Source organism: Rhizobium sp. WYCCWR 11146 (assembly GCF_013591995.1).
Lineage (GTDB): Bacteria > Pseudomonadota > Alphaproteobacteria > Rhizobiales > Rhizobiaceae > Rhizobium > Rhizobium indicum.
In genome coordinates, this window is sequence record NZ_JACCEY010000024.1 from 666,119 (window position 1) to 678,643 (window position 12,525).

At 62.7% G+C, this 12,525-nt stretch carries 12 protein-coding genes; 4 read left to right on the top strand and 8 right to left on the bottom strand.

Annotation, left to right across the window (positions count from 1 at the left end; all coding sequences use genetic code 11):
• Nucleotides 1-7: 7 nt before the first annotated feature.
• The 3 genes from HX899_RS22980 to HX899_RS22990 all read right to left on the bottom strand — a co-directional run bounded on the left by HX899_RS22980 (nt 8) and on the right by HX899_RS22990 (nt 2,554).
• Nucleotides 8-733, bottom strand: coding sequence for a DUF2259 domain-containing protein (locus tag HX899_RS22980; RefSeq protein ID WP_138389090.1), 726 nt, complete (start codon nt 731-733; stop codon nt 8-10).
• Complete coding sequence (gene rpe / locus HX899_RS22985) at nt 730-1,407, bottom strand: ribulose-phosphate 3-epimerase (RefSeq protein WP_003559730.1); 678 nt, start codon at nt 1,405-1,407, stop codon at nt 730-732. Before rpe ends, HX899_RS22980 begins: the two co-directional genes overlap by 4 nt.
• Before the next feature lie 64 nt (nt 1,408-1,471).
• The gene (locus HX899_RS22990) at nt 1,472-2,554 is read right to left on the bottom strand and encodes an ABC transporter substrate-binding protein (RefSeq protein ID WP_181293475.1); all 1,083 of its coding nucleotides are present in this window, start codon (nt 2,552-2,554) and stop codon (nt 1,472-1,474) included.
• A 183-nt stretch (nt 2,555-2,737) separates the two neighbouring features.
• On the opposite strand from HX899_RS22990, the gene HX899_RS22995 reads away from it, so the two are divergent.
• Together HX899_RS22995 and HX899_RS23000 are read left to right on the top strand one after the other, a co-directional pair.
• Nucleotides 2,738-3,232, top strand: coding sequence for a flavin reductase (locus HX899_RS22995; protein WP_181293476.1), 495 nt, complete (start codon nt 2,738-2,740; stop codon nt 3,230-3,232).
• Between the two features lie 40 nt (nt 3,233-3,272).
• The gene (locus tag HX899_RS23000) at nt 3,273-3,590 is read left to right on the top strand and encodes a TfoX/Sxy family protein (protein WP_003540033.1); all 318 of its coding nucleotides are present in this window, start codon (nt 3,273-3,275) and stop codon (nt 3,588-3,590) included.
• Here HX899_RS23000 and HX899_RS23005 read toward each other — a convergent pair whose 3' ends face one another.
• The 5 genes from HX899_RS23005 to HX899_RS23025 all read right to left on the bottom strand — a co-directional run bounded on the left by HX899_RS23005 (nt 3,591) and on the right by HX899_RS23025 (nt 8,447).
• On the bottom strand, nt 3,591-4,013 hold the full coding sequence (locus HX899_RS23005) for an NUDIX domain-containing protein (protein ID WP_138329331.1): 423 nt from the start codon (nt 4,011-4,013) through the stop codon (nt 3,591-3,593).
• 8 nt (nt 4,014-4,021) lie between these two features.
• The gene (locus tag HX899_RS23010) at nt 4,022-5,587 is read right to left on the bottom strand and encodes a DEAD/DEAH box helicase (RefSeq protein ID WP_171598740.1); all 1,566 of its coding nucleotides are present in this window, start codon (nt 5,585-5,587) and stop codon (nt 4,022-4,024) included.
• A gap of 138 nt (nt 5,588-5,725) precedes the next feature.
• On the bottom strand, nt 5,726-7,045 hold the full coding sequence (locus tag HX899_RS23015; RefSeq protein ID WP_181293477.1) for a peptidoglycan DD-metalloendopeptidase family protein: 1,320 nt from the start codon (nt 7,043-7,045) through the stop codon (nt 5,726-5,728).
• A gap of 104 nt (nt 7,046-7,149) precedes the next feature.
• On the bottom strand, nt 7,150-7,977 hold the full coding sequence (locus tag HX899_RS23020) for a ferritin-like domain-containing protein (RefSeq protein ID WP_181293478.1): 828 nt from the start codon (nt 7,975-7,977) through the stop codon (nt 7,150-7,152).
• A complete protein-coding gene (locus tag HX899_RS23025; RefSeq protein WP_171598743.1) occupies nt 7,974-8,447 on the bottom strand; it encodes a peroxiredoxin in 474 nt (157 codons plus the stop codon). The genes HX899_RS23020 and HX899_RS23025 overlap by 4 nt, the downstream gene beginning before the upstream one ends.
• Before the next feature lie 125 nt (nt 8,448-8,572).
• Between HX899_RS23025 and HX899_RS23030 the strand changes: the two genes are divergently transcribed.
• Both HX899_RS23030 and HX899_RS23035 read left to right on the top strand, forming a co-directional pair.
• Nucleotides 8,573-11,971, top strand: a complete 3,399-nt coding sequence (locus HX899_RS23030; RefSeq protein WP_181293479.1) for an AsmA-like C-terminal domain-containing protein — start codon at nt 8,573-8,575, stop codon at nt 11,969-11,971.
• A gap of 222 nt (nt 11,972-12,193) precedes the next feature.
• Complete coding sequence (locus HX899_RS23035; RefSeq protein WP_180194353.1) at nt 12,194-12,514, top strand: hypothetical protein; 321 nt, start codon at nt 12,194-12,196, stop codon at nt 12,512-12,514.
• Nucleotides 12,515-12,525: the final 11 nt, after the last annotated feature.

Below are 12,525 nucleotides of genomic sequence, written 5' to 3' on the forward strand. Positions count from 1 at the left end.
TCCATGTTCAGGGATGAACCGGAACGGCGATCCAGCGTCCGTTCCTGTCGGCATCGAAGGCCAGGACGAGGGCGATGTGAACCTGGTTTCCGCCTTCCGGCTGATAGACCACGGCGCCGCCGATCCGGTATTCGACGGAACATACGCGCTCGGCCGGAACTGCGGTGGCCTGGCGCGCCGCCTGCCGGTTCGGAGCGCCTTCCTTCTCGATCATCTGCAGGCTGAAGCCGATGACCCGCTTGTCGACTGCAGCGCAATCCTTCGGCGTTGGTACCGGCATCTCGCCGAGCGAGAGCGTATAGGGCGATTTCGGCGGGCCGTCGGTCGCAAGTGTCGTGTAGCGGATCGTCTTCGAAGGGGAGCCGAGTTCGGTCGGCGGATTGAAGGCGGCGATCAGGCCGGGATTGGTCAGGAGATCGTATTTGTCCATCTGGCTGCGCGCCGCCGTCAGGTTCTGCCGCCGCGCCTTGGAAAGATTGGCATCCTTGTCGGTCAGCTCCGTGTGGAAGGGCGTGCCCTCGAGATAGTGGCCGTCTTCAGTATCGATGAAATAGGTGTTGGAGTAGGGAAGGTTGCCGCTCTCCTGGATGCCGAACTCCTGAAATCCGAAGACCTTGCCGTCGGCGGAAAAGCCGATCGGCTGGATATTGGCGATGTCGCCGGCAAGCGACAGGCCGGGCAGGCCGGCAAATGCGACGGCAAGCATGCCACCGATAATCAGACGTTTCTTCATGCTCGTGCCCCTTCGGCTGCCTGACGCAGATCGGCGACAGTCCGGCGATAATCCTCGACCGTATCGCCCTTGAAAATTGCCGAGCCGGCGACGAGAACGTTGCCGCCCGCCCGCGCGATATCAGGCGCCGTTTCCACCGTGACGCCGCCGTCGACCTCGAGCTCGATCGGCCGATCACCGATCAGTGACTTCGCCGCCGCGATCTTCTTCGCCATCGCCGGAATGAACTTCTGCCCACCGAAGCCGGGATTGACCGACATGATCAGGATGAGATCGACATCGTCGAGCACGTTCTCGATGGCGCTGAGCGGTGTCGCCGGATTGATCGTCACCCCGACCTTCTTGCCGAGATTGCGGATAGTCTGCAGCGAGCGGTGCAGATGCGGTCCGGCTTCGGCATGGACGGTGATACGGTCACAGCCGGCCTTGGCGAAGGCTTCGAGATAGTCGTCGACCGGGGAGATCATCAGGTGGCAGTCGAAGGTGGCTGACGTATAGGAGCGCAGCGACTTGATGACATCGGGGCCGAAGGAGATGTTCGGCACGAAATGGCCGTCCATCACGTCGAGATGGATCCAGTCGGCGCCGGCGGCCGTCACGTCGCGGACCTCCTCGCCGAGCCTGGCGAAATCCGCCGCGAGGATCGAGGGGGCAATGCGAATGGGCAGCGTCATCAAATCTTACTCCGTATGGGCCGCCATTTGAGCGCGGGGCCCGAATTCAAGGCTGGCGCGCCGCTCATTGCGTCGGCGCGGCAGGTGGAAAAAAGCCGTTGCCCCGCCATTCGAGCAGGCGGTAGGGATTTTGCGAAAGTTCATGCGCGCCGGTGAAGGCGATAGCGCCGACCGGCGTCTGGAATGTCGTGCCGAGAAGCGTCTCCTGGAGGGGCTTGCCCGCCGCAGCGGCGGCTTGTCCCGCCTGGCCGGCAATGAGGGCGGCGGCCAGCGACGGCAGGACATAACCTTCCGGCTCGATGCCTTTGGCGCGCAGCGCGTCGGCCGCAGCCGTGCCTTCCGGCAGGATGGCGGATTCGGGCAGGGCGACGGCGCGTACGCCTGAATCAAGCGGCAGCGGCTGGTCGGCAGCGCGCATGGCATCGCCGCCGAGGATGGAGAGCTGGATGTTCTCGGCCTTGGCGTCGCGGGCAATGACGGCGACGTCGTTGCGGTCGCCGCCGATGAAGACCCTGGTGGCGCCGGCTCGTTTCAGGCGGCGGACGAGGGCGATCTGCTGTTCCTGTCCCGGCCGGTAGGTATCGGTAAAGACTGGCTTCAGGCCGTTCTGCTCCAGCGCATTGCGCACCGCTTCCGTCAGTTCGCGGCCATGAATGGTGCCGTCCTCGATCAGGGCGATCGGATCGGCGGCCCAGTCCTTCAGGATCACCTCGATGACCTTTGCCGCCTCGGCACCGTCGGCGGGCGCCGCGCGGAAAAGCGGCCAGCCGTTCTTCAACGCATCCTCCATCAGGATGCGGGAGCGCACGGAGACGGTGATCGCGGGGATATTGGCATCCTTCAGCTTCGGCAGCGCGTCTTCCAGCGTCTCGCTGCAGAGAAAGCCGACCGCGACCTGTACCTTGGCATTGACAAGCGCATCGGCGACCGCGGCACCACTATTCTCCTCGCAGGTCTCGTTGATGGCGACGAGGGTATTTCCGGACTGCTGGATCTCGAAACCGGCGCCGGCGGCAATCTGGGCGCCGAGGAGGGCGAGCGGGCCGTTCTGAGGGGCGACGACGCCGATCGTCACGCCGGCCGCATGGCTTTCAGCCGCCGCTCCCAGCAGCGCCAGAAAAGCTGCTATGCCACGCAGGTTGATCATGAAAGGCGGAGATCCCTAGCCATCGTCCATGCCCTTTTATCCGCAAGGCCGCGATCGTCAAAGAAAAACAAGCGCAACGCAGCGCTTTTCACCGGTCCTATTGTAGAAAAGGTAACCGATGCTCGCCATATTGGCGCGATAGCAATTCGATCCAGACAGAGTAAGCGCGTACGGGAGAAGCAGGTGTTGAACAGGCAGCATATCGACCCCGGCCTTTATCGCGATGCCATGAGCCGTTATGCCGGCCATGTGCAGCTCGTGACGACGGCAATGGGCGAGCTGCGCCGCGGCGTCACCATCACCGCCGCCTGCTCGGTCTCGGACAATCCGGCCTCGGTGCTGATCTGCCTCAACAACACCAATCCGAAGAACGAGATCTTCTTTCGCAGCGGCATCTTCGCGCTGAACACGCTCGGCGCCCACCACCAGGGCGTTGCCGATGCCTTTTCCGGGCGCACGTCGCTTGCCAATGACGACCGTTTCGCCAGCGCCCGTTTCGATATGCTTGCCACCGGTGCGCCCGTGCTGGCCGACGCACTTGCCGCCTTCGATTGCCGGGTGATCGATATCAAGGAAATGCCGACGCACAATGTCATCTTCGGCGAGGTCGCGGCTGTCCGCTTCAGCGCAAAACACCCGGCGCTCATCTATATGAACCGGGATTATCACGCGCTGTAATTGGAGCGCCGTGCGTCCTTGCATTTCGAGGGAATAAAGAATGGACAATGCCGGGATCGAGGAAATGTTTCAGGGGCTTGGCCCCGTCACGGTCAAGCGCATGTTCGGCGGCAAAGGCATCTATCATCTCGGGCGCATCATTGCGCTCGAAGTGCGCGACGAGATGCTGCTGAAAGCCGACGAGACGAGCGCTCCGGAATTTGCCGCTGCCGGCGCCACGCAATGGACCTATGAGGGCAAGAAGGGCAAGCCGGTAAAAATGCCCTATTGGTCGATCCCCGACGAGGCCTACGACGATCCCGATCTGATGGCGAAGTGGGTGAGGCTTGCCTATGAGGCGTCGCTTCGAGCCGAATAGTCAGCCGCGTTCAGCGGGCGACAAGGCTGCTATCGCAGCCTTGGTGAAGGCCGACAGTGGCTCGGGTAGATCCGTCAGCGGAAACCAGCCGAAATCCGAAAGCTTGTCCGGTTCGGTCAGTTGCGGCTCGCCCTCGACGTCGCGGGCGAGATAGAGGATCGAGATCCAGTGTTGGCGGTCGGCATCGATGATCTGTTCGGTCACGCTGATTCGTTCGATGCGGCCGATCGTCAGGCCGGTTTCCTCCTCGGCCTCACGGCGCGCGGCAGTCTCTGCCGGCTCCATATGATCGACCTTGCCGCCGACGATATTCCAATAGCCGGCTTCAGGTGGTCGCATGCGTTTGTAAAGAAGGATCCTGGCGTCGCGCAGAATCACCAGACCGACGCCGAGACCCGGAAAATCAATGCCGGGCCTGCCCATAGTAATGCTTAGACCTTGGCGCTGCCGGCGATCAGCATGAAGGCGGGGATATCGTCGCCGAAGCCGACCGGGGTCGGGCCGTCGTCGTGGTCGCGATGGCGGCGGCGGTCGCGGCTGTCATCGTTTGCCGGGTAAGGCCGACTATTGCGCGCGTTGTTCTGCGGCTTCTGCTCTGCTTTGCGCTCGTTCTTCACGATGTCGGCCTTTACTGGTGCTGCTTCGATCACGTCTACGCCATTATCCTGTATGTCGTTATCAGATTTATGACTCGCAGCGGCGCGATTGCCGCGTCCGCGTCCACGATCTTTGTCGCCATTCTCTCTCGGCGCACGATCTCGGCCTGCACCATCTCTGGCGCCACGTTCGCGGCTGTTGCGGCGCGGGCGTTCGCTGTCCCTGCTGTCTTCTGCCGGCGGCGGCAGCGACGTCAGGTCGCCGCTCAGCCATTCGACCTTCTGGCCGATCAGCTTCTCGATGGCATCGACGAATTTGGTGTCGCGCTTGGTAACGAGCGTGAAGGCGGCACCCGAGCGGCCGGCACGGCCGGTGCGGCCGATGCGGTGGACGTAATCCTCGGAATGGATCGGCACGTCGAAATTGAAGACGTGGCTGACATCAGGGATATCGAGGCCGCGGGCGGCGACGTCGGAAGCGACCAGAAGCTGGAGGTTGCCATCGCGGAAGCTCTGCAGCGTCATCGTGCGGGAACGCTGGTCCATATCGCCATGCAGGGCGCCGACCGAGAAGCCGTGACGCTCGAGCGACCGGAAGAGATCGGCGACATCCTTCTTGCGGTTGCAGAAGACGATAGCGTTCTTGAGCTCGGTCTGGGCTCGGACGAGTTCGCGCAGGACGGCGCGCTTCTCGTAATCCTTGCCGTGCGAAGCGACGAAGCGCTGCGTCACGGTCTCGGCAGCGGAAGCCGGCTTTGCGACCTCGATGCGCTCTGGGTTCTGCAGGAAGCGGTCCGCGAGCTTCTGAATCTCCGACGGCATGGTTGCCGAGAAGAACAACGTCTGGCGGGTGAACGGGATCATCTTGGCGATGCGTTCGATATCGGGGATGAAACCCATGTCGAGCATTCGGTCGGCCTCGTCGATGACGAGGATCTCGACGCCGCTCATCAGGAGCTTGCCGCGCTCGAAATGGTCGAGCAGGCGGCCGGGGGTGCAGATCAGCACATCGGCGCCGCGTTCGAGCTTGCGGTCCTGGTCCTCGAAGGAAACGCCGCCTATCAGAAGGGCAACGTTGAGGCGGTGGTTCTTGCCGTATTTCTCGAAGTTCTCGGCGACCTGGGCGGCGAGTTCGCGCGTCGGCTCGAGAATCAGCGTGCGGGGCATGCGCGCACGCGCACGGCCCTTCTCCAGAAGCGACAGCATCGGCAGAACGAAGGATGCCGTCTTGCCAGTGCCGGTCTGCGCGATGCCGCAAATATCGCGGCGCTCGAGCGCAAACGGGATGGCGCCCGCCTGAATAGGCGTTGGGATCGTGTAGCCCGCGTCCGTAACAGCGGATAGCACTTTTTGGCTTAGGCCAAGGTCAGCAAATGTCGTCAAAGGGAAAACTGTTTCCATTCCGTTCGGCCGAGCTCTGAACGAGTCGGCGGGATTGCATGCCGCAATGCAGCGCGACATAGCCCCGAATGGCCGGCAAGTCAAGAAATAGAGACGCGGCACCCATTGCAGAGTGAAGCGTTGGTTACCGGGCAGGAGTTACTTGATATAGGTGGCGAGTTTAAGGCCGGCATTCATGAAATATACTGGATCGACGGCATGACCGTCCTGGCGCACTTCATAATGCAGGTGCGTGCCGGTCGAGCGGCCGGTGCTGCCGGCAAGGCCGATGACGTCGTTGCGGTCGACCGTGTCGCCGACCTTGACCAGAACCTCCGACATATGCCCGTAACGCGTCGAGATGCCGTTGCCGTGATCGACCTCGACCATGTTGCCGTAGCCGCCGGTCCAGCCGGCCGAAATGACCTTGCCGGGCGCCGTCGGGCGGATCCTTTCGCCTGGCGAAAAGCGGAAGTCGATGCCGGAATGGAGCGCGAGGCGGCCGAGGAAGGGATCACGACGATTGCCGAAGGGGCTGGTCACGTCCTTGCCGATAGCGGGATTGCGGAAGGGCAGGGATTCGGCGGTACTGCGCACCGCTTCGAGCCGGGTCAGCGCGCCGTCGAGCGCTGCCAGCGAATTGCTGAAGCCGTCGTTGCTTTCAGGTTCGACATAGGGACCGCCGACGGCATCGTCGTCGTCTTTCCTGGCAGCGGTCTCGGGCATCGGAATCTTGAAGCGGGTCAGCACGGTCTCGATGGCGCTGGCGGCATTGCCGGCATCGCTCGTCAGCTGTTCGACACGGCTGCGCTGGTCCTGTTCGACATCTTTGAGCGACAGCGTCACCTTGGAGAAGATGCGGTCGGCACGGTCGCCGACCGTGTCGGTGGCCGGCACATAGGCAAGCGTCGAATTGTCGGGCGTCGCATCGGCGGGCGCGCCGCTCGCCAGCTGTTTCTCGATCGCCTCGATGCCGCTCCCGGTGAGTGAAGCGCGCTTGTCCTTGACATTGGGTGCATAGGACTGAACGGGCGAAGACAGCGCAGGCGGGGCGCCGTCCTTTTCCGTCAGGCCGGAACTCTCGGCCCGGTCGAGCAGATTGTCGAGTTTGCCATGGCGCGAGGTCAGCGCCATCTGCTGCTCCATCAGCTTGTCGACCTTGTCTTCGACCACCTGCTGGTCGAGAAGCTGGCGGGAGGTGATGCGGTCGACCTGCGCGCGGAGGGCGGCGATGCGGTCTTCATAGTCGTGCTGCATGCGGGCCTGGCGGGCCATGGTGGCGCCGATCAGATCGTCGCGCAGCACGAGATAGGACGTGGCCAGCAGGTAGCCGATAGAGAAAACCCCGATGAAGCAGAAGGCAAGTGCTGCCATCCATGGCCGGACCGTCATATGGCGGACCTTGTCGCCGCTTGCGAGGATGAGGATATGTTCCTGCGCCCGCCTGCCGAATACCCGGTGCTGATGTCCGCTGTTCACGCAGGCTCTCCCGATTGATGCTCTACGCCTCTTTCGGAAATTAGACACCGTTATGGTTAATGAATGCTTTCATTGTCGCCGTCGCGTCATAAATTTCAGTGACTTCAAGCGTGGCTGATCGATGCGAGCGATCGGTAGAAGGACGGCGTCAGCCCGGCCTCGGCGCGGGCAAGGTCGTTGAAGGGCGGCTTCAGCGGTCCGCGGAAATTGGCGCGCACCAGCTCCTGGAAGGCCTTTGCCGGATCGCGCTTCTCGCGGGCGCAGAGGAAGCGGAACCATTTGGCGCCGACGGCGACATGGCCTTTCTCGTCATTGTAGATGACGTCGAGCACCGCTGCACTTTCGAGATCGCCTGTCTGGCGCATCTTCGCCTGCAGCGATGGTGTGACGTCGAGGCCGCGGGCTTCCAGAATCAGCGGTACGACGGCGAGCCTTGCCGTCAGGTCGTTGCGCGTCGAATGGGCTGCTTGCCAGAGCCCGTCATGGGCGGGCAGATCGCCGTAATCGGCGCCGAGATCGTTGAGCCTGGCGCGCACCATGCGGAAATGCTTCGCCTCCTCGAAGGCGACCAGCATCCAGCCGTCGAAAAAAGAATTCGGCACCTGCTCGGTCGCGAATCGCGCGACGATATCCAGCGCCAGATCGACGGCGTTGAGTTCGATATGGGCGATGGCGTGCAGCAGGGCGATCCGCCCTTTGAGCGTATGCAGCGAGCGCTTCTCCACCTGGGTCGGCGGCGTCAGCACCGGTTTGTCAGGACGGCCGGGCCTGTCGGGCAGGGCGGCATCGAGCGGCGAGCGCAGCGACACCCGGCGGGCGAACCAGCGGGTGGCGCTTTCCTGCGCAAGTGCCGTCTTGCGGTCGAGATCGGCGGAAGAGATCGCATCGATGGCGCCGCCGCGCAGCGAGGTTATCGTGAGATTCCCTATCACGCTGCCAGGTTCCTCACGGCCTCGAGCACGGTTTCGGCATGGCCCTGCACCTTCACCTTCTGCCAGATGGTGGCGATCGTGCCGTCATGGCGGATGAGGAAAGTGGTACGCTCGACGCCCATGAAGTTGCGGCCGTACATGCTCTTTTCCTTCCAGACGCCATAGGCCTGCAGCGTCGTCTTTTCCTCGTCAGAGGCGAGCGCCACCGAAAGACGGTGCTTCTTGATGAACTTGTCATGGCAGGCGGCCGAATCGGGCGACATGCCGATGACGGCAGCACCCGCCGCTTCGAACTCGGCTGCTAACGCGGTGAAAGCCAGCGATTCGGCGGTGCAGCCTGTGGTGTCGTCCTTGGGATAGAAGAACAAAACCAGCGGCTTGCCGTGGAATTCGGCCAGCGAAACGCGGCCGCCGCCGTCGCGGGGAAGGTTGAAATCAGGGGCCGAAACGCCGATGCCGGGAACCGCCATTAGGAAAACCTTTCTTTTGCCGGGTTTGTGGATGACACTTTCCCTCCCCGAATTATATAGTGGACGGATACCCGTCCAGCATGGCCGGGTTCAATTCTTCACTTGAAGGGAGAGCCCGAGGGCGCATGTCAGCCATCCGCGGCGAAAAGGTCACGTTTCGCAAGAAGGATATCGTTGCGCTGGACCGCTTGCCGTCCGCCCAGGCCGAGGATCCGATCATCGTTCATTGCCCGCCGCCGCGTTCGCCGATGCGCCGCACGGCGAAGCTGACCTGCGGATTTTTGGGGCTGATCCTCGTTACTCTCGCTGGCATCGTTTTCACCGTCGAGAGCGGCATGTTCGACAAGCCGCTGTCGCAGCAGGCTCAGGCGGCGCTGAATGGCGTGGCCGGACCGCGCTACCGTGCCGAGGTCGGCTCCACCGTCATCCGCTTCACCTCGGATTTTCGGCTGGCGCTGGAAGCGCGCAACGTCAACATGATCGACCAGGAGAGCGGCCAGCACCTGTCGACGACGGGTTCGGTGCGCCTGGGGCTCGATCCGCTGCAGCTTTTCCGCGGCCGCATCGCCGTCGCGGATATCGAAGCGGAGGATATCGCGCTCGATACCGCGCTTCTGCCCTCCGGCAATGCCGTCAAGCTCGACGATCTGCGCATCGACGCCATGCCGGCGGCGATGGAGAAGATCTTCTCGCAGTTCGACATGTTCGACAGCATCGTGACGCGCGGCTCGACCAATTCGGTGCGCATCTCCGGCATCGACATCAAGCTTGCCGATACCGCCAACGGTCCGCTGTCGCTCGTCATCGACAATCTCGTCTTTGCCCATGCCGGCCCGTCCTCGCTGCAATTGACCGGCGAAGTCGCGCTCAACGGCGAAGTGGCGGAGCTCGACGTGCTGGCCGACAAGGAAGACGGCCACGTGTCCAAGGTCGTGGCGACGCTCAAGCATGCCGACCTCACGCCTTTCGCGCTGAAACGCAACGATCAGGGCATGATCCGGCAAGGACTGAGTGCCTTTGCCGATCTGACAGTGTCGGCCACCCGAGCGCGCGATGGCGTGCAGCCGGCGCTGGCGGCGACGATCGACATCAATCCTGGCCAGATCTATGCGGATGGCGATCCGCAGGAGTTGTCGGGCGGGCAAATCAATCTCGTCTATGATTTCACCAAGCAGACGCTCGAGATCGCCCGATCGAACGCCCGGTTCGGCGCGACCACGCTTCCCATCAACGGCGCGCTGATCGATCTCGACAAACTCGACCCGCAGGCAGGCAAAGGCTTCGGTATCGACCTGCTCGTCAGCGGCGGCACGGCAGCCCCCGGCGGCTCCGGCGAGCCGCCGCTTTCCTTCGACATCCAGGCGACAGGGCGCTACATGGTCGCCGGCCGCGAATTCCAGTTTCCCAACATGACCGTCTCCAGCTCGCTCGGCGCGCTCTACGGATCGCTGCACGTCAAGCTCGGCGACAAGTCCCCGGAAATCAGCTTCGCCGGCCAGTCGGCGCAGCTGCAGACGACAGCGATCAAGCAGCTCTGGCCGTTCTGGATGGCGCCCAAGGTGCGCACCTGGGTGCACGGCAATCTCTTTGGCGGCACCGTCACCAACGCTACCATATCCGTCTTCATTCCTTTCGGCAGGCTGGACGAGGCAGCCGGCGGCAAGGGCCTGAAGCTCGACGCCAACCAGATCCGCATCGGCTTCGACATTGCAGAGGCGCGGATGAACGTCGCCGGCGACATTCCGCCGATCCGCGACACGTCAGCACATTTCGACCTGACCGGTCCGGTTGCGACGATCGCGATCAAGAGCGGCACCTCATATTTTCCCTCCGGCCGGTCCGTCGGTCTCGGGCAGGGGACGTTCATTCTGCCCGCCACCTACGATAAACCGCTGATGGCCGATATCGATCTCGCGGTCTCAGGGGCGGCGGACGCTGTCGGCGAGCTTCTGACCTACCGGCCGATCCGGGTGCTGCAGCGCGCCGGCTTTACGCCCGATGACCTCAAGGGCCGGATCGAGGCGCATGTGAAGGCTCATTTCGGCCTGCTCTCCTCGCAAAACCCGCCGCCTGCCGAATGGACGGCGGCAATGAAGCTCACCGATATCGATCTTGCCAAGCCGTTTTCCGGCAGGATGATCAGCAATCTCGACGGCACGCTGAACGGCAATCCGAAGCGGATCACGCTCGATGCCAAAGCCCAGATCGACGGTGTCCCGGCCGATATCGATCTTACCGAACCGGTCGAGGCATCCGACACAGCGGCCAAACAACGGGTGATCACCGCGACCCTTTCCGAGGACCAGCGCAACAAGTTGATACCCGGCCTTTCCGGCATCGTCGGCGGCAGCGTGAAGATGGTGCTGACGCGGATCGACGACGACCGGCAGGACGTCCAGCTCGACCTCACCAGGTCGCTGCTCGAACTGCCGTGGATCGGCTGGGCGAAGGGCAGCGGCATTGCCGCCACTGCCGAATTCGAAACATCAGGCCTGGCCGACAATACCCAGATCAAGAACTTTCGATTGAAGGGCGACGGTTTCGGCGCCAACGGATCGCTGAACATTGGCAAAGGCGGGCTGATCTCGGCCGATTTCGACAGCGTCAAGCTCTCCTCGCTCGACGATTTCGCCCTGTCGGTGAAACGCAGCAAAGGCAATTTCGACGTCTCGGTCTCCGGCGACAGCGCCGATGCGCGGCCGGTCATCCAGCGGTTGAAATCAGGCTCGGACGGTGATGGTGATGGGGATGCCGGCGACACCGGCGTATCGGTGCGCGCCAGGCTGAAAAACGTCATCGGCTTCAACGACGAGAAGGTCAGCAATTTTCAGGCGCAAATATCACTGCGCGGCGACAAGCTGCAGGCGCTCAATTTTTCCGCCGTTACCGACAGCGGCGAGGCCGTGGTCAGCCAGATGAAGGACGGCGGCGTCATCAACATCACCAGCGGCGATGCCGGCGCGGTTTCGCGTTTCGCCGATCTCTACCAGCACATGCAGGGCGGCCTGCTCAATCTGGCGATCCGGCTGGGGGCGGAGGGCGGCTGGGACGGCTCGCTCGACGTGCGCCGCTTCGCGATCGTCAACGAACAACGCCTGCGGTCGATCGTTTCGACGCCGGTCGGAAGTGAGCAGCGCAGCCTCAACGAAGCGGTCAAGCGCGACATCGATACCTCGTCGCAGCGCTTCCAGCGCGGCTTTGCCCGTGTCGTCTCGCGCAACGGCATGGTCGGCATCGAGAACGGCGTGCTGCGCGGCGACCAGATCGGCGCAACCTTCCAGGGCATCGTGCGCGACCGCAAGGGCAACATGGACATGACCGGCACTTTCATGCCCGCCTACGGCCTCAACCGCCTCTTCGCCGAACTGCCACTGATCGGCGTCATCCTCGGCAATGGCAGCGACCGCGGCCTGATCGGCATTACCTTCAAGCTGACAGGCAAGTTCGACCAGCCGAACCTGCAGATCAATCCGCTGTCAATCATCGCGCCTGGTGTTTTCCGGCAGATCTTCGAATTCCAGTGAGGCGGGGGAAGCCGGGAGGTCGCAAATCCCGGCAGGTGCAAAAGGTTCCGACAAATCGTCCGGTGTGTGACTTGTTGCCGGATCGCAGCAGAGAAAAGCGCAGGTTTGTCCTCGGCAAGGCCAATTCCGACCTATCCTGACCAGTCTGACATTGATGCTTTGCCTATTTTAGGTAAATCTGATGTACTATATTGTCCCGGCCAGCAAGCAACGGCTGGTGCAATGTCGGAGGATGCGATGCAGTGCGCCCGGACAGTTTCTTTCGCATCGGCCGCCATGGTGGCTGTCACATTTGCCGACGCTTCGCTTGCCGCGGAAAAGGTCGTGCGGCTGAAACCGCAAGAAGCGGTCATCCGTTCCGACCACGTCCTTATCGTTCCCCTCGACGCGATGATGACGCCGCCGATCTTCTCGATCAGCTGGTGGTCGCGGGTAAAGCCCGCTTCAAGCATCGATCCGCCGGGCTATCTTCTTAAGAGACCAAATGAGATGACGCGGAATACCGGCGGGGAGCTGAATGATCTTGCTCGCCGGTCCGAATAGTGAGGCAAAGA